We start from the raw sequence: 21,619 nt of genomic DNA on the forward strand, positions 1-21,619 counted from the left end.
CATGAAAAAAGAACGAGTGGATGTATTGGCAGTCCAACAAGGGTTATTCGAGACCCGCGAACAAGCTAAGCGAGGCGTTATGGCAGGTTTGGTTTATAAAGAAATCAACAGCGAACGCTTGGATAAACCAGGTGAGAAGATCGATGCTACAACACCTTTAGAAATCAAAGGACAAAAGTTGCCTTATGTATCCAGAGGTGGATTGAAATTAGCTAAAGCATTAAAAGTATTTGACTTTACCGTTGCCGGTAAAGTTGTATTAGATATTGGATCTTCAACAGGTGGTTTTACCGATGTTGCCTTGCAAAATGGGGCATTATTAAGTTACGCGCTTGACGTAGGGTATAATCAACTTGCATGGAAATTACGACAAGATGAACGTGTGGTTGTCATGGAACGAGTGAATTTTAGACATTCCAACCCAGAAGATTTCAAACGTGTTCCTCAAGTTGCAACAATCGATGTATCGTTTATCTCATTGCGCCTGATTTTACCGAATTTACATCGAATCCTTGCTGACCAAGGAGATGTGATGGCATTGATCAAACCGCAATTTGAAGCCGGCAAAGAAGCAGTCGGAAAGCACGGGATCGTTCGTGAAGCGAAAACGCATCAAGAAGTTATCAAACGTATCACGACATTTGCTGCTAAAGAAGGTTATGATGTCAAACAATTAGATTTTTCGCCCATTACAGGTGGAGAAGGAAATATTGAATTTATTGTTCATTTGAAAAAAAGCACGGGAATCGGTAAAATCGATCCAACGATCGATATCGCAGAGTTAGTCGCTCGTGCGCATCAGCAATTGACGTAAAGGAGCGAGAGTATGAGAAAAAAAGATCGTCATCAATTATTGACGCGCTTATTAAGTGAACAAGATATCGCCAAACAAGAAGAATTTGTTGCGATTTTAGAACAACGTGGGATTCAAGTTACTCAAGCTACGATCTCGCGTGATATCAAGGAATTAAAATTGATCAAAGTGCCAGCTGCTACAGGAGGATATCGCTATAGTTTGCCGGCACAAAATGATGTCGAAGTCGCGCAACGGATGGAAAATTTATTAAAACATGCTGTTCGTTCAGTCGATAAGATGGATAAATTTGTTCTGATCAATACGATGCCAGGAAATGCTCGTGCGCTAGCAAATTTATTGGAGAGTTATTATACTAAAGAATTATTCGGGATGATGACGGATGATGACACGATCTTGATGATCACAAAAACACACGAAGCACGCGACGTGATCTACGAAGAAATTAGACGTTACGAGCAGTAGGGAAATTAGGTGAAGAGATGCTGATCGAGATTACAATTGAAAATTTCGCGATCATTGAATCGTTACATTTAAATTTTTATCAAGGAATGAATGCTCTGACGGGAGAAACAGGTGCGGGTAAATCGATTATTATCGATGCGATGGGACTTTTAGCCGGTGGTCGAGGTTCAGTAGAGATGATTCGTCAAGGAGCAGATCGTTGTCGACTAGAAGGTGTGTTTGAATGGCCGACACAAGAAGCTTTTGACCATTTACTCGTGGAATTAGGACTTGATCGTGAAGAAGATTTTTTGATCGTACAACGGGATATGACACTGACTGGTAAATCAATTTGTCGGGTCAACGGCCGCGTCATGACGCTAGCTAATCTACGGAAAATCGGCGCTTTTCTAGTCGATATCCAAGGTCAAAACGATCATCAAGCACTGTTACAACCAGATCAACATTTACGTCTAGTCGATGAATTTGGTGATGCCAAATTCACCGCACAACTGAGTCATTACCAAGAAGAGTACCAGAACTTTCGAAAATTACAGAAAAAAGTGATGCAAATCAAACAAAATGAGCAGTCCTATGTACAGCGAATGGATATGCTTCACTTTCAATTAGATGAGTTAGCACAAGCTAATTTACAGCTTGGTGAAGAAGAGGCTTTGATTGAAGAACGCGATAAATTGGCAAATTTCCAAAAGATCGTAGATGCGCTAGCTGCGACGTATCAGCTTTTGACACAAGATGGTCAAGGAACGACAGATCAACTAAGCCAAGCTACAGGACAGATGGAAGGGATTACGGCACTGGATAAAGAATATGAACGAATGGCAGAATCGTTGCAATCGGCTTATTACTTAGTGCAAGAAGCGACTTCTGATCTTTCACGTCAAATCGATAGTTTGGAATTTGACGGACAACGTTTAGAAGAAGTGTATGACCGTCTAGAAGTGATTCGTCAGCTCAAACGTAAATATGGCGATTCCATCGAAGCGGTATTAGCTTATTATGAACAGATCACTACAGAAGTCGCAGAAGCAGATCACTCAGATGAACAATTGGCTGCTTTAAGTGAAGCATTAGAGCAAAAACAAGCTCTCGTCACTTCACTGGCGCAAACGTTGCATGAGAAACGTCAGCAAATCGCAAAACGTTTAGAACAAGGGATTTTGTGTGAGTTAAAAGAATTGTATATGGAAAATACAGATTTTCAAATCCGTTTTGATACACAAGTAGAGCTTGGCGATCGAGGGATGGATAAGGTGGCGTTTTATTTATCCACAAACCCTGGTGAACCGCTGAAACCACTAGTTAAAGTGGCCAGTGGTGGAGAATTGTCGCGAATCTTGCTGGCATTAAAAACAGTCTTCTCAGAGAACCAAGCGTTGACCAGTATTGTGTTTGATGAAGTCGATACGGGGGTTAGTGGACGCGTAGCTCAAGCGATTGCGCAAAAAATCGCTACGATCGGGCGACGTTCACAAGTCTTGTGTATTACCCACTTGCCCCAAGTGGCTGCATTTGCGGATTATCAATACTTTATCAAAAAAGAAGTAACCGATGGACGAACAAAAACGACGGTGGAATGCTTGTCAAATGAAGAACGAGTACATGAAGTAGCACGAATGTTAGCTGGGGCAGAAGTAACGAAGCTTACAGTCCAACATGCAGAGGAATTGTTAGCCATTGCGAAACAAGAAAAAACGAGCTGAAAGTCGTAGTTTTCGCTACGATTTTCAGCTCATTGTCTGTTATCCTTTGATACTTGCGATTGCACCTAGTACGATAGATCCAATGGTTAAAATCAACATTAACCAGACAACGACCATCGTAATTTTTTCAAATCGGCTTTTAGGTTTTTTTCCGCTCATCATGCCTCACCTTTCTAAACAATCAGTTGTAACTTAGTTTACTCTCAAGTATAGCAGAACTCAAGATTCAAAAGCGTAAATTAAAGAAGATTTTTCTTTTTTTATTCGCCGTTCAAAGAGAAAGCGATATGCAAACAGAGTCTTGGAATGCGTAGCGATCCACACCTTTACTAGTTATGACAATCAATGAATACGAATAGACGATTCAACTCACGTCAACCGTTTTCTAAATTTTTCTAAAGCCCGAAATAATAAAACTTCTCTCAATCTACAGAGAATCAGGAAGGAATACATTATGTTTACATTTACAGTTAGTTTACTTTTTTGGTATATTTTTCCAACCATCGCACTTTTTGGTGCACAATTTATCGTGAGGTTTTTTCAATTAAAAAAGAAATTCAACATTAAAGCACCAGATATCGCAACGTTCTTTTTGATTATTGGATTCCATGAATTATCTTTAGAAGTCCTTGGTACCACGCTTTTAGCTTACTACTTTATGTCGATTATCTTACTAGCGATCGGATTGGCTTTTGTACATGCGTACTTTTTTGATGAGATCCATTACCAACGTTTTTTCAAAATGTATTGGCGGATGGTCTTTTTATTTACGTTATTTATTTACATCTTACTGATTGTAACTAGCGTGATCGGACTGATTGTTTAGATTTGCAAAACTCATGTTGAAAAAAGCAGAAAAGAAAACTTTTTTTTCAATTTTTGAGAAAATGTGGTAGAAAGTGGGGGATTGTGGTAGACTTGATTTATCAAGTGGTGAACGGGGGTTTTTGCGTTGTTGATGGGCGAATTTCAGCATACAATCGATGCCAAAAACCGAGTGATTATTCCCGCGAAACTGCGCGAGCAACTAGTGCCTCAATTTGTGATTACAAGAGGACTAGACGGCTGTCTTTTTGGTTACCCTAAAGATGAATGGGCGAAAATGGAACAAAAATTAAGTGATATGCCCTTAGCGAAAAAAGAAGCTCGCACCTTTGTCCGCTTTCTCTATTCCGCTGCAACGGAGTGTGAATTTGATAAGCAAGGACGAATTACCCTTCCAAAGACATTATGTGACTATGCAAATTTAACGAAAAATTGCACCATTATTGGTGTAGCCAATCGAATTGAAATATGGGATGAAGAAAAATGGCGATCTTTCTCAACTGAAGCAGAAGAAAATTTTGATGAGATTGCCGAAAATATGATAGATTTCGGGTTTTAGAAAGAGGCAGAAGATGACAGAATTTCAGCATTATACAGTCATGAAACAAGAGACTGTTGACGGATTGAATATCAAAGAAGACGGTATTTATGTGGATTGTACCTTAGGAGGCGCAGGGCATAGTGAATATCTTCTTCAACAACTTGGGGATTCAGGTCATCTTTATGCATTTGATCAAGATCAAAAAGCCATTGATTTTGCTACAAAACGTTTAGCGCCTTATGTTGAAAAAGGACAAGTAACGTTTATTAAGCGCAATTTTCGCTATTTAAAGGAAGAACTAATGGCTTTAGGTGTCTCACGTGTCGATGGGATCTTGTATGATTTGGGTGTTTCTTCACCGCAACTAGATGAAGCAGAACGTGGCTTTAGTTACCATCAAGATGCACCGCTCGATATGCGCATGGATGAGACAGCAGAATTTTCTGCATATGATGTGGTCAATACATACAGTTACCATGAATTAGTAAAAATTTTCTTTCGTTATGGAGAGGAAAAATTTTCAAAACAAGTCGCACGTGAAATCGAACGTGCTCGCGAAGTAAAGCCGATCAAAACTACTGGAGAATTAGTGGACTTGATCAAAGAAGCGATTCCAGCACCAGCTAGACGAAAAGGCGGTCATCCGGCTAAACGTATTTTCCAAGCTATTCGAATCGCAGTCAACGACGAATTAGGTGTGGTAGAAGATTCATTAGAACAAGCAATCGAACTAATCGATCTTCATGGCAGAATCAGTGTCATCACATTCCATTCGTTAGAAGATCGGATCGTCAAAACGATGTTTAAAGAATTTAGTCAACAAAAAGATGTTCCACCGGGGTTGCCGATGATTCCTGAAGAATTCCAACCAGAGTTACGTTTAGTCAATCGTAAACCGATTACGGCATCTAAAGAAGAATTAGCTGAAAATAATCGTTCTCGTAGCGCGAAGCTACGGATTGTAGAGAGAATAAAAGAAAGTGAGGAGATTCATCATGGCTGAATTGAAGTTTCAAGAAGATCAATTCCAACCATTAACACCTGAGGAACAAGTCGAACAATCCACAGTCTATGCTGATCAACTTGTTCGTCCTGAAGTTGTTTCGGTGCCAACATCTCCTACACATCGCTTGGCGGTCTTAAGCCGTCTAGAAAGATATTTGATTGCAAGCATTATTGTGGGAGCTATTGCATTAGGTCTATTTACGATTAACTTGCGTACGACGATCAGTTCAGTCGAAAATACGATCTCAGGCGTACAAAGTGAAATTACAAAAAATCAAAATCAAATTAATGACTTGCGTCAAGAAAAAAATGAATTAACCAAAACAGATCGAATCAAAAAAATCGCTGAAGAAAAAGGATTAACCAATAAAGAGGATAATTTAAGGAATGTGAAATAGATGAATCTCATACAAAAAATCAAGCGATATTTCACTAAACACAATGGCACACCTAAGAGCAATCGCAAAAAAGTAGGGATCTTTTTGTTCTCTATGACTTTTGTGATGTTCTTTTTATTTGCGGGCCGTTTAAGTTATATCGTATTAGCAGGTAAAGTTTCTGATGTATCATTAAAAGATAAAACGGATGCTCTTTATAAAGGGAGTCAGACCGTGGCGGCCAAACGAGGGACCATTTATGACCGTAATGGCATCGCGATTGCTGAAGATGCTACCTCTTATTCTGCTTACATCATCTTATCAAAGACCTATACGACTGGAGATAAAAAATTATATGCTGAGCCAAAGAATTTTGAAGCTTTAGCAAAAATTTTGAAAACGCAAGTCGAAGCGGTCGATGTCGACGACGTGGTGAAACAGTTAGAAAATGGTGAAAAAGCAGAATCCTATCAAGTAGAAATCAACAGTGCAAAAAATTTGACCCTTAAGCAAAAACAAGCCATCGAAGAAGCAATGGAAAAACAAGATATTGTCGGGATTTACTTTACTGAAAGTCCAGCACGTTTATATCCTAATGGAGCATTTGCTTCTCATTTGATTGGATATACTGACGTTGTGGAAGAAAAGACCGGCGAAAAAGAACTTGTCGGAAAAATGGGGATCGAAGCGGCGTATAATGATATCTTAAAAGGAAAAGATGGAAAGATTGTCTATCAAAAAGATAACTATCAAAATCCACTTCCAGGAACGATCTCAGAATCTACACCAGCTGAAGATGGAAAAGATATCTATACGACATTAGATAGTCGAATCCAAGTGTATTTAGATCAATATATGAAAGAATATTTCGATAAATTAGATGCGGAAAATATGACGGCTATGTTGGTCAAAGCGGATACTGGAGAAATCATCGCGTTATCCCAACAACCAACATTTGATCCAGAAACAAAAGAAGGTACGAACGCCGATACTTTCAAATGGGGAAATATTTTAGTCCAAGATACTTATGAACCAGGTTCAACGATGAAAATCTTAACAACAGCTGCTGGCATGACTGAAGGGGTGTATAACCCAAATGAAACCTATCAAGGTGGAAAAATTGAAGTTGCAGATGCAACGATCGATGACTGGGATCACGGTGAAAAAGGACTATTGACGATGCGTCAAGCTCTTTCTTGGTCAAGTAATAAAGGAATGGTTATTCTAGAAGAAAAAATGCCAGATGTATGGCAAGAGTACTTGAAAAAATTTGGTTTTGGCCGTAGTACCTATTCTGGATTAAATGGGGAAGTCAGTGGAGAATTACCAGCAGATAATATCGTAGACCGAGCAATGAGTGCATTTGGTCAAGGAATTGCGGTAACGAATTTTCAAATGATGCAAGCATTTACAGCTATTGCCAATGATGGCGTCATGGTTAAACCGCAGTTTATTACAAAATTGGTGGATCCAAATACGAATAAAGAAACAGTGATGTCAAAAGAAATTGTTGGAAACCCAGTAACTGCTGAGAGTGCTGAATTGACGCGTCAATATATGCGCGATACGACTGAAAATAAAGACTATGGAATCGCCTATGGGAAATATGTTGTACCAGGATATAACGTTAGTGTGAAAACCGGAACAGCTCAAATTGCTGAAGATGGGAAATATTTATTTGGTGGAACTGATTATATTTATTCGGCGGTTTCAATGGTACCTTCAGAAAATCCTGAATATATCTTCTATCTAACAATCAAAAAACCAAAAGATTATGATTACAATGCCTTGTCTGATATTACCAATGCGATTTTGAAACGAGCAATGGATTTGTCTTCAAGTAACGATGGACCAACAAAAGCTGCCAGTTCCGAAATCGAAAAAGTAACGGTTGAAGATTACCGCAATTTTGATACAGATCAAGCGGCAGCATCGGCACAAAAAATGGGCTTAGAGCCAATCGTTGTCGGCACTGGATCAAAAGTGGCGAAACAATCGATTCCAACTGGAAGTAAAGTACTAGCTGGCGAACGGTTGATTTTATTAACCGATAGCGAAACCCGTGTCTTACCTGATTTAACAGGATGGTCAAAAGCTGATGTTGTGAGTCTTGCTTCACTACTTGACTTAGATGTTGAGTTTAATGGAGATGGATTTGTAACAAATCAAAGTATCGAAGCATATCAAGAAGTACAAAAAAATGACAAGATCACCATTACTCTAGCAAGTAATGAGTAAACCTATAGGAGCGAGAACACATGAATTGGGAAGAAATGTTACTACCAATTGCCAGTAGTTTTGGCATTACGATTGCCTTTATGCCACTATTCATCGGCTATTTTCAAATGAAAAAATATGGACAAGAGATTCGTGACGAAGGGCCAAAATGGCATCAAGTCAAATCCGGAACACCCACAATGGGAGGAGTCGTATTTTTAATTGCGATTATATTTACTAGCCTTTGGGTCGGAATCTGGCAAAAACAGGGGACACCAAGTTTGTTTATCCTCTTATTTATTTTAGCGCTATATGGATTGATTGGATTTTTAGATGATTTTATCAAAATTTTTAAAAAGCGAAACATGGGCTTAAATTCGCTCCAAAAATTGATTGGACAAATTATTGGTGCAATCGTTTTTTACCTTGTGTATTTAACGGATGGGAATATCAATACTGTCAACGTATTTGGTTATGATATCCCATTATCATACGCTTTTGGATTGTTTGTTGTAATTTGGTTAGTAGGCTTTTCAAATGCAGTCAATCTGACAGATGGAATCGATGGACTTGTTTCTGGATTAGGAACGATTTCATTTGCGACGTATGGGATTATTGCTTATGCTCAGGCACAATACGCGATCTTGATCGTCTGTTTAAGTGTCGTAGGTGGTTTAGTTGGATTTTTCTTTTACAATCATAAACCGGCTAAAATCTTCATGGGAGATGTAGGATCGTTAGCTTTAGGTGGCTTATTGGCAACGATTTCGATATTATTACATCAGGAATGGACGTTATTATTAGTTGGTCTAGTTTATGTATGTGAAACGGCAAGTGTCATGTTGCAAGTGGCTTCCTTTAAATTAACTGGAAAACGTATTTTTAAAATGTCACCGATCCATCACCATTTTGAAATGAGTGGCTGGTCAGAGTGGAAAATCAATATCGTGTTTTGGTTGATTGGGTTGATTTGTTCGGCATTGACATTATGGATTGTATTATAGGAGTGAGAGAAGATGAATCGAATCACAACATATCAAAATAAAAAAGTCCTCGTATTCGGACTAGCAAAAAGCGGATTTAGTGCGGCCAAATTATTACATAATTTGGGCGCACTTGTTACCGTTAACGACGGAAAACCTTTTGAAGGAAATCCACAAGCACAAGATCTATTAACAGAAGGAATCAAAGTGATCACGGGTAGTCATCCCTTAGAATTATTAGATGAAGAGTTTGCATTGATCGTTAAAAATCCAGGGATTCCCTATACACATCCATTTATTAAACGCGCGCAAGAGCGTAATATTCCAATTATTACAGAGGTCGAATTAGCCTATGAGATTTCTGAAGCACCAATTATTGGAATTACTGGAACCAATGGAAAAACGACGACGACGACGATGATTGGAGATTGTTTAAATGCGGGAATGACAAAAGGTGTAGCCCGTTTATCTGGTAATATTGGGTTTCCGGCTAGTGAAGTTGCACAAGAAGTGACAAAAGAGGATTGTTTAGTAATGGAGCTATCTAGTTTCCAATTAATGGGGATCACAGATTTCCATCCTCATATCGCAGTCGTGACCAACTTGTACGAAGCGCACTTAGATTATCATGGCACGCGTGAAGAGTATGTGAAAGCCAAATGGGAACTGCAAAAAAATATGACCACAAGCGATTACTTAGTGTTAAATTTTAATCAAGAAGAACTTAGACAATTAGCTAAACGAACACACGCTACAGTCGTTCCGTTTAGTACCACCAGTGAAGTAGCAGGTGTCTATGTGAAAAACGATCACATTTATTATCTAGATGAAGCGATGATGCCGGTAGCTGATTTAGGTGTGCCTGGTGCGCATAATGTCGAAAATGCGCTAGCAGCGATTGCAGTAGCCAAATTGCAAAAAATCGATACATCTGACATCGTTCAAGCATTGCGTCATTTTTCTGGAGTGAAACACCGCACGCAGTATTTAGGAGAGGTTAAGGGCGTTCGTGTTTATAATGATTCTAAAGCCACGAATATTTTGGCAACGAAAATGGCTTTGGGTGGTTTTGATAATGAACACTTGATTTTATTAGCTGGTGGCTTAGATCGTGGAAATCCATTTGATGAACTTATTCCTAGTTTGGTTGGGATCAAAGCCATGATCGTGTTTGGTGAAACCAAACATAAATTGAGCGAGGCAGCTAAAAAAGCTGGAATTAAGATCATCGAAGTTTCAGAAAATGTAGAAACAGCAGTCCCATTAGCGTTTGAGTTAGCCGATCAAAACGATACGATCTTGTTATCGCCCGCTAATGCTAGTTGGGATCAATACCCTAATTTTGAAGTACGAGGCGATCGCTTTATCGCCGCAGTAGAACAGCAAAAACTAATAGAAGGATAGAATCGACTATGAAAATTTTAGTAACAGGAGGAGGAACAGGTGGACATATTTATCCAGCCTTAGCCTTTGTCAAATACGTCCAATCCATCGATCCAACGGCTTCTTTTATGTATGTAGGAGCGACTAGAGGATTGGAAAACAAAATTGTTCCACAAATGGATATTCCATTTAAAACACTTGAAATCCAAGGATTCAAACGTAGTCTATCAATGGATAATGTAAAGACTATCCAATTATTTTTAAAAAGTATTCGTCAAGCAAAAGCAATCTTAACAGAATTTAAACCGGATGTGGTGATCGGAACTGGAGGGTATGTTTCAGGAGCGGTCGTATATGCAGCTGCTAAATTAAAGATCCCTACGATCGTTCACGAACAAAATAGTGTGCCAGGAATGACCAATAAATTTTTAGCACGTTACGTCGATCAAGTTGCTGTTGCTTTTGAAGATGCCAAAGCTTATTTTCCAAAACAAAAAACGGTACTTGTGGGAAACCCTCGTGCTCAAGAAGTAGCAGGGGCAAAGCCTTCTGAGATTTTAGCAGAATACGGCTTAGATCCTACCAAAAAGACAGTGTTGATTTTTGGCGGGAGTCAAGGCGCTTTAAAAATCAATCAAGCAGTATTAGCTGCTTTACCTGAATTTGCTAAGAAAGAGTATCAGCTTTTATATGCTTCTGGTGAACGCTATTACGAAGAAATCGAAGAACAGATCGGAATGGCAAAAGACGGCTTTAAAAATATCAGCATTCAGCCTTATATTAATCAGATGGCAGAAGTTATGGCCAATAGTGATCTTTTGATTGGTCGTGCAGGGGCAACGTCGATTGCGGAGTTTACCGCTTTAGGATTACCTGCTATTTTGATTCCAAGTCCTTATGTGACAAACGATCATCAAACGAAAAATGCGCAAAGTCTAGTAAAAGCAGGAGCGGTTACGATGATTGCCGATGCTGATCTAGATGAGGCGAATCTAGTAGCTGCTGTCGATGCGATCATGCTAGATGAAGCCAAACGTGAGCGTATGAAACAGGCATCGAAAACTCAAGGGATTCCGGATGCATCAAGTCGCCTTTATGATCTTGTCCAAAAATTAGTGAAATAAGGAGCGACAAGATGACAAAGAAAAGTGGCATGAATTCAAAAGAAAATAAATTATCAAATCAAAATGATGAAGCAAAACAAATCGCTAAACCGACCAAAGTCGATTCAGAAAAACAAGAGGCCGAAAAAAAATCGACAGCTAAAAAGAATGAGCATCCTTCTTTTACCGATACGCTACCTCAGTTTAAAAAGTATCAACGTAAAAAACTATGGCGCCGGTTAAGCTTGATCGTAGGAGTATTGCTGATCCCGCTTTTGATCAGCATGTATTATATCTCGCCTTTTAGTCGTTTGGCCAGTGTTGCTGTTAGTGGAAATCAAACGATTGAATCTTCTAAAATCATCAAGGATTCTCATTTGCAATACGATCAAGATTTCTTAACACAATACTTTAAACGTGCCAATGCGATCAACGCGATCAAAAAAGAAAATGTACGGGTAAAAAGTGTGAGTATCGTACCAAAGAGTATCAATGAACTAGTGATCAAGATCACCGAATATGATCAAATCGCTCAATTATCAAAAGGAAAGCTTTACTATCCTATTTTAGAAAACGGAAAGACGTTAACGTCAGGAACCAAAAAGCCGACGAATGGTTTTGTGATCTTAGAAGATTTCAAGAAAGATCAAGCAATCGTGCAAACGATCAAAGCCTATGAAAGTCTACCTGCCGATATCCAATCAGCGATTTCTCAGATCAACGCGACACCAACAAAAGCAAATGATTCATTGTTGCGTTTGATGATGAAAGATGGCAATACGGTGATCGTCAATATTGAAAATCTAGCAAAACAAATGGCCTATTATCCAAAAGTGGCAAAAGATTTACCAGATAAAGGGATCATCGATATGGAAGTGGGGATCTTCTACACACCATATGGTAGCGAAAGTACAACGGATGAAGGAAATGCGACAAGTGAAACCGATACAAGTGAACAATTATCTAGTTCAAGTGAAAAAATACCAAGTTCAAGTGAAACTGTAACAAATCCGCAATAATTCAAGAGGTTTATATTAAATTTAGTGATTAATTTATTCTTACATCTTTATCATTCTTACTAAGGTATGGTAAAATTGGTAGAAATGAAAAGAGAATGCTAAATTTATAGAAGACGTTTCATTCAAATCGATTAGGAAACAAATTAGGAGGGAATTCCATCCATGGCAAAATCAGGGATTTATGTGGGTTTAGATATTGGAACGACATCAGTAAAAGCTGTAGTTGCAGAGTATGTCGACAACCAAATGAATATCATTGGCGTAGGGAACGCCAAATCAGAAGGAATCAATCGAGGAATCGTCGTAGATATTGAGAAAACAGTCAACGCGATTCAACGAGCAGTAAAACAAGCTGAGGAAAAAGCTGGGATTCAAGTACGTAGCGTTAGCGTTGGGTTACCAGCAAATCTACTAGAAGTAGAAAATTGTCAAGGGATGATCGCAGTCAATAGTGAATCAAAAGAAATCACCGAAGAAGACGTGAAAAATGTCGCTTCAGCTGTAATGGTGCGTTCTGTACCACCAGAACGTCAAATCGTTGCAATCATTCCTCAAGAATTTACAGTCGATGGATTTGAAGGAATTAAAGATCCACGTGGCATGATTGGTGTTCGTCTAGAGATGTTTGGCTTGATCTACACTGGACCCAAAACAATCGTACACAATGTGAAAAAATGTGTCGAAAAAGCTGGCCTAATGATTGATGAAGTGATTATCACACCACTTGCACTTACAGAAACGATCTTATCTGATGGGGAAAAAGATTTTGGTACGATCGTAATGGATCTAGGTGGGGGTCAAACGACCGTTGCGGTGATGCATGATAAACAATTGAAATTTACAGACGTGAATCAAGAAGGCGGCGAATTTGTCACAAAAGATATCTCTACTGTCTTGAATACATCGTTTAACAATGCAGAAGCATTGAAAATCAATTATGGAGATGCGTATCCAGAACGGACATCAGCTGCAGAAGAATTTCCAGTCGATGTGATTGGTAAAGATGAACCAATCAAAGTCGATGAGCGCTATTTATCTGAAATTATCGAAGCACGTATGGAGCAAATCTTTACAAAAGCTAAGGACGTATTAAACGAAGTCGAAGCATTTGAATTACCAGGTGGCGTAGTGTTAACTGGTGGTGCGGCAAGCTTACCAGGAGTCGTAGATCTTGCACAAGAGATCTTTGATACAACGGTTAAATTGTATGTGCCAAATCATATGGGACTTCGTAATCCAGTCTTTACCAATGTCATCAGTTTAGTCGACTATGCAGCAAACTTAGGTGACGTTTACCGTGCAGCGAATGCCGCTGTAACAGGTGAAAAATTAACCAAAACGGTTAAAGCGGCAGTAAAAGAAACGCCGGTAAAAGAAACACCAAAACAAGAAGAACCAAAAGAAACACCCGTGTATCAAGATGTAGAAGAATCAAAACAAGATAACGAAAGCATTACCGATAAAGTAAAAGGATTCTTTTCAAATATTTTTGATTAGTAAACGTAGGAGGAATAAACACTTATGGAATTTTCAATTGATAACAATATCAACGAAGGCGCTGTAATCAAAGTCATCGGAGTCGGTGGCGGTGGTGGTAACGCAGTAAACCGTATGATCGAAGAAAACGTTAAAGGTGTTGAATTCATCACCGTAAATACTGACGTTCAAGCATTAAAAAATTCAAAAGCAGAAACGGTTATCCAATTAGGACCGAAATACACTCGCGGTTTGGGTGCCGGTTCTCAACCTGAAGTAGGCGAAAAAGCTGCTGAAGAAAGCGAACAACTGATTCGTGAATCTCTAGAAGGCGCAGATATGGTCTTCATTACTGCTGGAATGGGTGGCGGAACAGGTACTGGTGCGGCTCCAATCGTTGCAAGTATTGCAAAAGAACTAGGTGCATTAACTGTCGGTGTGGTTACACGTCCGTTTACTTTTGAAGGACCAAAACGTGGTCGTTTTGCAGCTGAAGGAATTGCAAAATTAAAAGAAAATGTCGATACACTATTAATCATTTCAAACAATCGTTTATTAGAAGTAGTCGACAAAAAGACACCAATGTTAGAAGCTTTCCGTGAAGCTGATAACGTATTACGTCAAGGGGTACAAGGGATCTCTGATTTAATTACAGCACCTGGTTACGTAAACTTGGACTTCGCTGACGTGAAGACAGTTATGGAAAACCAAGGAACTGCTTTAATGGGTATCGGTGTAGCAACAGGTGAAGAACGTGTTGTAGAAGCAACGAAAAAAGCCATCTCATCTCCATTATTAGAAACATCAATCGATGGAGCAGAACAAGTGCTATTAAATATCACAGGTGGTATGGACATGACGTTATTTGAAGCACAAGATGCTTCTGATATCGTAGCGAGTGCTGCAAGTGGTGATGTAAATATCATTTTAGGTACATCAATCAATGAAGAATTGGGCGATGAAATTCGTGTAACAGTTATTGCTACAGGAATCGATCCAACAAAAAAGGACGTTAGATCTGCTCGTACACAAAGAGCGAGTCAGATCCAAACAACACCGACTAAACCTGTGTTAGAAATGGATCAAGCACAACCAACACCAACTGAAGAAGAAACAAATGCGTTTGGAAATTGGGATATTCGTAAAGAACAAACTGTGCGCCAAAAAACAGAGGAACCTCAATTTGATTCAATTGAGAAAAAAGACTTTGATACATTCCATCGTGAAGAACAAGCCGGAAATGATGACGAACTAAATACGCCACCATTTTTCCGTCGTAAACGATAAGAGGAGGCTGAGCACATGATTTCTGAAAACTTGCGACAAGTGGAGCAAGAAATCCAGGATTCTTGTGCTCTTGCTTCACGCCAACGTAACAGTGTGCAATTGATTGCCGTAACGAAGGCCAGTGATGCAAGAGCTACACAAGCGATCATTGATGCAGGGATTACGCACTGTGGTGAAAATCGCGTTGATGCTTTTTTAGCGAAAAAAGCATCAGTAGAGGCTCGAGAGCAGCCGTTATCTTGGCATTTCATCGGGAACTTACAACGACGTAAGGTCAAACAAGTCATTAATGAAATCGACTATTTTCACGCGTTAGACAGTTTGCGATTAGCAGCTGAAATTCAAAAGCGTGCGGAACATACGATTGCTTGTTTTGTCGAAGTCAATGTGGCAAAAGAGGCCAGTAAACAAGGAATCTCGTTAGAAGAGGTACCAGACTTTATTGCACAGTTGGCTGTGTATGATCGGATTCAGATCGTAGGACTGATGATGATGGCACCAATCGATGCGACTGTTGAACAACTCCATGAATTGTTTCATCAATTAAAACAAATGCAAGAACAAATTGCGGCACAAGAACTTTCTTATGCACCTTGTGTAGAACTTAGTATGGGGATGAGTAATGACTACCCTATCGCTATTGAAGAAGGCGCTACGTTTATCCGTATTGGGACGGCTTTGTTTAAAGAGTAAGAAAGGAGGACTGAGCATGTCATTAAAAGATAGTATTTCGAATTTTTTTGGGTTGAATGATAGTATGCCAGATGAAGAGTTAGATTACGGACAGCCAAAACCTGCTGCAACCAAACCTTCACTTGTCAAACAAAACAAGATCGAAAAAACTGAACCAGTTTCCGTACAAAGTACTGTTCCTAAGAAAGAAACTACTGAAAAAACGTCTAAAAAACGTGTGAAAATTCCTAAACCTTCTTCAATTGATTTGAACCAAACAAACGTTGCTTATGATGAAGAACCAATGACTACTCATGCACCACAAAAAGAAACGAAAAAAGTCGTGAAGATGCATGATCAACCTTCTCAAAATCGTGCGAGTAAGACACAAACCGTCGATCATAGCCGAATTGTGATTTTAGAACCTCGTGCGTATTCAGAAGCGATGACGATTGCCAAAACCATTATCGCCGGAAAACCGGTATTGGTTAATTTTCACTTAATAGAAGAGTATCAAGCACGTCGAATCGTTGATTTTCTGACAGGTACCGTGTATGCTGAGGATGGTGACATTAAACGTGTTGCCGATGAAATCTTTTTATGCACACCAAAAGGAATTGAAATCGATGGTACCGCGCAAACTTTAGCAAGCAGCCATCTATTTGAGCAATAGGCAAAGGAGGGTACGCTTATCTTGATTTTCTATCAATTATTGTCCTTGTTTAACGACATCGTGTATGTCTATACGATTTTACTTGTGATCTATGCTTTATTGTCTTGGTTTCCAGGAGGCTATCAATCAGGATTTGGTAAATTACTAAGTCGTATTTGTGAGCCATATTTAAGTCTATTTGATCATTTAAATTTACGTTTAGGACCAATCGATTTCACGATTGCCGCGGCGATCATTATTTTAAACTTGGCGAGCCAAGCATTAACAACTATTCTAGCAAACTTAATTTTTTAACCAAAAGGGGGTGAATTATCGATGAACGCAAATGTGTACCAACACTTTCGCGCCGATGAACACCCTTTTATTGATAGCGTAAATGATTGGATCGAACAAGTCCAAATCCAATATGCTCCTTATTTGACGGCATTTTTGGATCCAAGACAAGCCTATATCGTTGAAACGTTGATTCGCCAAACCTCAGATTTGAAGTTTCGTTTTTATGGTGGATACGAGCAAGCAGAACGCGTACGTTGTCTGATCTATCCGGATTACTATACGCCAAGCACAGATGAATTCGATTTAGTACTATTTGAAATCAATTATCCGAAAAAATTTACGACATTGACACACGGGAAAATTTTAGGTACGTTAGTCAATGCCGGTGTCAAACGTGAATTTTTTGGTGATATTTTATCAGATGGTGAAAACTGGCAAGTATTTGTCGCAAAAGAAGTCAGCCAATATATTGAAGTTCAAGTGACAAAGATCGGACGGGTCAACGCACGTTTAGAAGAAAAAGCCTATACGGACATGGTGCTACCAAAAGATAGTTGGTCAGATGAACTGGTCATAGTAAGCTCGATGCGCTTAGATACGATTATCGCATCTGTTTTTGCCATTTCGAGACAGCGTGCGAAACAACTGATTGATTCGGAAAAAGTCAAATTAAATTGGCGTGTCCTTACAAAACCAGATTTTCCGTTAGATCTATTAGATATTTTATCCATACGTGGCTATGGTCGAATCCAGATCCAACGAATCGAAGGAACGACAAAAAAAGAAAAGATACGTTTAGCATTAGGTGTATTACGTAAATAATATGAAGAGGTGTAAGACATGGCATTAACTCCATTAGATATTCAAAATAAAAATTTCCCGATCAAGATGCGCGGATATGAAAAAAACGAAGTAGACGATTTTTTAGATCTTGTTGTTCGTGATTATGAAGCAGCAGTCCAAAAAAATCGTGAATTAGAAAAAGCGTTAAAACATGCTGAAGAAAAATTAGAATACTTCAATGAATTAAAAGACGCGTTGAACCAATCGATCATCGTAGCGCAAGATACAGCAGATAAAGTGAAAACTAGTGCAAGTAAAGAATCTGAAGTATTGGTTGCTGCAGCTGAAAATCGTGCAGACGAATTGATCACGAATGCAGAAAAACGTGCGTACGAATTAACAACGACTGCTGAAGAAAAAGCGAAAGAAATTTTAGAAGCAGCAACTGAAAATGCACGTCAATTGGCAACTGAAACCAATGAATTGAAGAAAAAGACTCGCGTCTTCCACAGCAATTTATCATTGATGTTAGAAGCGCAATTAGAACAAGTAAAAAGTCCAGAGTGGGAAGAAATTTTAAAACCATTCTCAACGTATGTTCAAGACAGCGATTCATTGATCAAAGAAGTTTTATCAAAAGAACTTGACAATGAAAATGACTTTGAAGTAAACTCAGAAGAAACAGAACTTGTGGATGAAGTCGTAGTGGTTGATGCAACAGAAAAAATCATCGATGTTCCTCAAGATTAATCTTTAGAACAGAAAAATAAGCTACACTTTTAAAGCGAGCTGGAGATAGTGGAAGTCCAGTAAAACCCTGTATCTTGTTAGATCCTCTAAAGAAATACTTATCTGAACCAAAAGTAAGATAAGACGAGTGATCTCGTTATCGATCAAGAGTGCAAATAGGAAACTATTTGAAATCTGGGTGGTACCGCGTGTAAATTCGTCCCTTCTATGTTGATAGAAGGGACTTTTTTTAGGTTTACAATCAAAATTAAAGGAGCAATTTCAATGAAAATGAAAGAAACATTGCATCTTGGAAAAACAGCTTTTCCAATGCGTGGGAACTTGCCGACTCGAGAAGTAGAGTGGCAAAAAGACTGGAATGAAAAGGATATTTATCGCATGGTCCAAGAAAAAAATGAAGGCAAACCGACCTTTATTTTACATGATGGCCCTCCTTACGCAAATGGGAATATCCACTTAGGTCATGCCTTAAATAAAATCAGTAAAGATATCATCGTGCGTTCAAAAGCGATGTCTGGTTTTCGTGCACCGTACGTTCCAGGTTGGGATACTCATGGATTACCGATCGAACAAGTCTTAGCCAATAAAGGCATCAAGCGTAAAGAGATGTCGATGACAGAATACCGCCAAAAATGTTATGAATATGCGATGAGTCAAGTCGATAAACAACGTGAAGACTTTAAACGTTTAGGAATCGCTGGAGACTGGGAAAACCCATATATCACATTGACACCTGATTATGAAGCAGAAGAAATCCGAGTGTTTGGAAAAATGGCTGAAAATGGCTATATTTATAAAGGTCTAAAACCAATCTATTGGTCACCTTCAAGTGAGTCTTCATTAGCAGAAGCAGAGATTGAATACAAAGATGTTGAATCGCCTTCGATCTATGTTGCTTTTTCAATTGTTGATGGAAAAGATCTTTTAGATACAGATACATCAATGGTTATTTGGACGACGACCCCATGGACGATTCCGTCAAACCTAGGGATCTCTGTTAATCCAGAGTACAAATATGTTCAAATCAAAGCAGATGGTCGTAAATTTGTTGTTGCAAAAGATTTGTTAGAGACGGTAACCAATGAGATTGGATGGCAAGAAGTCGAGATCATCAAAGAATTTGCTGGTCAAGAATTAGAATACATGACCGCACAACATCCATTGTATGATCGTACATCACTTGTGATGCTAGGAGATCACGTGACGCTTGATGCGGGTACTGGTCTGGTCCACACAGCACCAGGTCATGGTGAAGATGACTATATCGTTGGGAAAAAATATGGGTTAGATGTTTTATCTCCATTAGATAGTCGTGGTGTGTATACAGCAGAAGCACCTGGATTTGAAGGGATTTTCTATGAAAAAGCCAATCCAATGGTTATCGAACAGTTAAAAGAAAATAACTCCTTGCTAAAAGTGGATTACTTTACCCATAGCTATCCACATGATTGGCGCACGAAAAAACCAGTGATCTACCGTGCGACTGCACAATGGTTTGCTTCGATCGATAAATTCCGTCAAGATATTTTAGATGAAATCGAAAAAGTCGACTGGATCATTCCTTGGGGAAAAACACGTTTATACAATATGATCCGTGATCGTGGAGATTGGGTAATCTCACGTCAACGTGCATGGGGAGTTCCATTACCAATTTTCTATGCAGAAAATGGCGATCCGATCATCACACCAGAAACCGTTGAACATATTGCGACATTATTTGCTGAACACGGTTCAAATGTTTGGTTTGAACGCGAAGCGCGTGACTTGTTACCAGAAGGATTCACGCATCCAAGCTCACCAAACAATGTCTTTACAAAAGAAACAGATATCATGGATGTTTGGTTTGATTCTGGTTCTTCTCATGAAGCAGTCTTGCGTCAACGTAAAGACCTAAGCTTCCCAGCAGATATGTATCTAGAAGGTTCTGACCAATACCGTGGTTGGTTCAATTCAAGTATTACGACAAGTGTGGCAATCAATAAAGTCGCACCATATAAAGCGGTATTGTCACAAGGTTTTACTTTGGATCCTCAAGGACGCAAACAAAGTAAATCATTAGGAAATACGATCGAACCAAATAAAGTCATTAATCAAATGGGTGCAGATATTCTACGTTTATGGGTAGCTAGTGTCGATTCTGAGTCAGATGTTCGTGTGGATATGAATACATTGACACAAGTATCAGAAGTGTACCGCAAGATCCGTAATACGATGCGTTTCTTATTAGCAAATACAGAAGACTTTACACCAGCTATGGCAGTACCTTATGAGGAATTACGCTCAGTGGATAAATACCTAATGGTTCGTCTAAATCAAGTGATCAAAGAAATCCGTGAACAAGGATATGACAAATATAATTTTGTTCATATCTATCGTACATTAATGAACTTCTTGACGGTTGACTTGTCTGCATTCTACCTTGATTTTGCTAAAGATGTCGTCTATATCGAAAAAGCAGATGCGCATGCTCGTCGTTGTATGCAAACCGTCTTTTACGATGTAGCTGTTGCGTTGACAAAATTGATGACACCAATCTTACCACATACAGCAGAAGAGATCTGGTCTCATTTAAAAGAAGAAGAGGACTATGTACAATTAGCTGAATTACCAGAAGCTGTAGAATTTACGAATCAAGCAGAGCTATTAGATATCTGGACAGCTTTTATGGACTTTAGAGATAATGTGTTGAAAGCTTTGGAAGTCGCACGTAATGAGAAACTGATCGGAAAATCAATGGAAGCTAAAGTAACGATTTATCCATCTGAAGTCGTGCATACATTACTACATGCTGTAGATACAGATATTGCACAACTATTAATCGTTTCGCCAGATTTCTTTGAAGTAAAATCTGCAAGTGTTTCAGCACCACAAGAAGCTCAAGTATTTGAAGATGTAGCGATCCTAGTTGAAAAAGCAGATGGTGAAGTCTGCGAACGTTGTCGTCAAGTGAAAACACATGTAGGATCAAACCCACAATTACCACACCTATGTAACCACTGTACAACGATCGTGGAAGCTGAATTTCCGGAAGCTGTTGCTGAAGGTTTCGAACAAAAATAAGAAATAACATTTGTCTTTAAAAAGAAGAATCTATTCAAGGATTCTTCTTTTTTTTATTAGGAAATACTTTGAAAGAAGTCGGTTACATAAAACGAAATAAAAAATAATCCTCAAATGAGAACGATTCTCATGGATAAACTAAAAAATTTCATGGAAAAATAAGAAAAAATGTGTAAACTTGAGATTACGACAGACAACATAACAATT

21 protein-coding genes and 1 other annotated feature are annotated in these 21,619 nt (G+C 38.9%); of the genes, 20 read left to right on the plus strand and 1 reads right to left on the minus strand.

Going from position 1 to position 21,619, the window contains the following annotated elements:
• Position 1 precedes the first annotated feature (1 nt).
• The 3 genes from ACWOEC_RS07510 to recN are packed head-to-tail and all read left to right on the plus strand — an operon-like array spanning position 2 to position 2,982.
• Positions 2-814: a TlyA family RNA methyltransferase gene (locus tag ACWOEC_RS07510; RefSeq protein ID WP_455307112.1), complete on the plus strand. Its 813-nt coding sequence runs from the start codon at positions 2-4 to the stop codon at positions 812-814.
• Positions 815-826: 12 nt separating this feature from the next.
• Positions 827-1,279 carry an arginine repressor gene (argR, locus tag ACWOEC_RS07515; RefSeq protein ID WP_297079231.1) on the plus strand — a complete coding sequence of 151 codons (453 nt, stop codon included), beginning with the start codon at positions 827-829 and terminating at the stop codon, positions 1,277-1,279.
• A gap of 17 nt (positions 1,280-1,296) precedes the next feature.
• Positions 1,297-2,982 carry a DNA repair protein RecN gene (gene recN, locus ACWOEC_RS07520; protein ID WP_455307114.1) on the plus strand — a complete coding sequence of 562 codons (1,686 nt, stop codon included), beginning with the start codon at positions 1,297-1,299 and terminating at the stop codon, positions 2,980-2,982.
• A gap of 39 nt (positions 2,983-3,021) precedes the next feature.
• Here the strand turns inward: recN and ACWOEC_RS07525 are convergent, their stop codons facing one another.
• On the minus strand, positions 3,022-3,141 hold the full coding sequence (locus ACWOEC_RS07525) for a DUF4044 domain-containing protein (protein WP_081634494.1): 120 nt from the start codon (positions 3,139-3,141) through the stop codon (positions 3,022-3,024).
• Positions 3,142-3,436: 295 nt separating this feature from the next.
• Here ACWOEC_RS07525 and ACWOEC_RS07530 point away from each other — a divergent pair, with 295 nt between their 5' ends.
• The 17 genes from ACWOEC_RS07530 to ileS all read left to right on the plus strand — a co-directional run bounded on the left by ACWOEC_RS07530 (position 3,437) and on the right by ileS (position 21,412).
• A complete protein-coding gene (locus tag ACWOEC_RS07530; RefSeq protein WP_455307117.1) occupies positions 3,437-3,808 on the plus strand; it encodes a DUF3397 domain-containing protein in 372 nt (123 codons plus the stop codon).
• Positions 3,809-3,934: 126 nt separating this feature from the next.
• Positions 3,935-4,366: a division/cell wall cluster transcriptional repressor MraZ gene (mraZ, locus tag ACWOEC_RS07535; RefSeq protein WP_297079238.1), complete on the plus strand. Its 432-nt coding sequence runs from the start codon at positions 3,935-3,937 to the stop codon at positions 4,364-4,366.
• Between the two features lie 13 nt (positions 4,367-4,379).
• Entirely contained in the window at positions 4,380-5,351 is a 972-nt protein-coding gene (gene rsmH, locus ACWOEC_RS07540) for a 16S rRNA (cytosine(1402)-N(4))-methyltransferase RsmH (protein ID WP_297079240.1), read from the plus strand.
• Entirely contained in the window at positions 5,344-5,751 is a 408-nt protein-coding gene (ftsL, locus tag ACWOEC_RS07545; protein WP_455307120.1) for a cell division protein FtsL, read from the plus strand. Before rsmH ends, ftsL begins: the two co-directional genes overlap by 8 nt.
• Positions 5,752-7,968, plus strand: coding sequence for a penicillin-binding transpeptidase domain-containing protein (locus ACWOEC_RS07550; protein ID WP_455307122.1), 2,217 nt, complete (start codon positions 5,752-5,754; stop codon positions 7,966-7,968).
• Positions 7,969-7,988: 20 nt separating this feature from the next.
• Positions 7,989-8,951: a phospho-N-acetylmuramoyl-pentapeptide-transferase gene (gene mraY, locus ACWOEC_RS07555; RefSeq protein ID WP_455307124.1), complete on the plus strand. Its 963-nt coding sequence runs from the start codon at positions 7,989-7,991 to the stop codon at positions 8,949-8,951.
• Positions 8,952-8,963: 12 nt separating this feature from the next.
• The gene (murD, locus tag ACWOEC_RS07560; RefSeq protein ID WP_455307126.1) at positions 8,964-10,334 is read left to right on the plus strand and encodes a UDP-N-acetylmuramoyl-L-alanine--D-glutamate ligase; all 1,371 of its coding nucleotides are present in this window, start codon (positions 8,964-8,966) and stop codon (positions 10,332-10,334) included.
• An 8-nt stretch (positions 10,335-10,342) separates the two neighbouring features.
• Positions 10,343-11,437: an undecaprenyldiphospho-muramoylpentapeptide beta-N-acetylglucosaminyltransferase gene (gene murG / locus ACWOEC_RS07565; RefSeq protein WP_455307128.1), complete on the plus strand. Its 1,095-nt coding sequence runs from the start codon at positions 10,343-10,345 to the stop codon at positions 11,435-11,437.
• Positions 11,438-11,448: 11 nt separating this feature from the next.
• Positions 11,449-12,435 (plus strand): cell division protein FtsQ/DivIB, encoded by a 987-nt coding sequence (locus ACWOEC_RS07570; protein ID WP_455307130.1) that lies wholly within the window; start codon positions 11,449-11,451, stop codon positions 12,433-12,435.
• A 162-nt stretch (positions 12,436-12,597) separates the two neighbouring features.
• Complete coding sequence (gene ftsA, locus ACWOEC_RS07575) at positions 12,598-13,932, plus strand: cell division protein FtsA (protein WP_455307131.1); 1,335 nt, start codon at positions 12,598-12,600, stop codon at positions 13,930-13,932.
• A 24-nt stretch (positions 13,933-13,956) separates the two neighbouring features.
• Complete coding sequence (gene ftsZ / locus ACWOEC_RS07580) at positions 13,957-15,198, plus strand: cell division protein FtsZ (RefSeq protein WP_297079310.1); 1,242 nt, start codon at positions 13,957-13,959, stop codon at positions 15,196-15,198.
• A gap of 15 nt (positions 15,199-15,213) precedes the next feature.
• Complete coding sequence (locus ACWOEC_RS07585; RefSeq protein WP_455307134.1) at positions 15,214-15,891, plus strand: YggS family pyridoxal phosphate-dependent enzyme; 678 nt, start codon at positions 15,214-15,216, stop codon at positions 15,889-15,891.
• Positions 15,892-15,901: 10 nt separating this feature from the next.
• Positions 15,902-16,543, plus strand: a complete 642-nt coding sequence (locus tag ACWOEC_RS07590; protein ID WP_455307146.1) for a cell division protein SepF — start codon at positions 15,902-15,904, stop codon at positions 16,541-16,543.
• A gap of 39 nt (positions 16,544-16,582) precedes the next feature.
• Positions 16,583-16,837 (plus strand): YggT family protein, encoded by a 255-nt coding sequence (locus ACWOEC_RS07595; RefSeq protein ID WP_016184567.1) that lies wholly within the window; start codon positions 16,583-16,585, stop codon positions 16,835-16,837.
• 21 nt (positions 16,838-16,858) lie between these two features.
• A complete protein-coding gene (locus ACWOEC_RS07600; protein ID WP_455307136.1) occupies positions 16,859-17,641 on the plus strand; it encodes a YlmH family RNA-binding protein in 783 nt (260 codons plus the stop codon).
• Between the two features lie 18 nt (positions 17,642-17,659).
• The gene (locus tag ACWOEC_RS07605; protein ID WP_297075918.1) at positions 17,660-18,352 is read left to right on the plus strand and encodes a DivIVA domain-containing protein; all 693 of its coding nucleotides are present in this window, start codon (positions 17,660-17,662) and stop codon (positions 18,350-18,352) included.
• Positions 18,343-18,559, plus strand: a binding site (T-box leader). (Overlaps the previous gene by 10 nt.)
• 57 nt (positions 18,560-18,616) lie before the next feature.
• A complete protein-coding gene (gene ileS, locus ACWOEC_RS07610; RefSeq protein ID WP_455307138.1) occupies positions 18,617-21,412 on the plus strand; it encodes an isoleucine--tRNA ligase in 2,796 nt (931 codons plus the stop codon).
• Positions 21,413-21,619 lie beyond the last annotated feature (207 nt).

The sequence above is a fragment of the Enterococcus bulliens genome, from assembly GCF_053761865.1.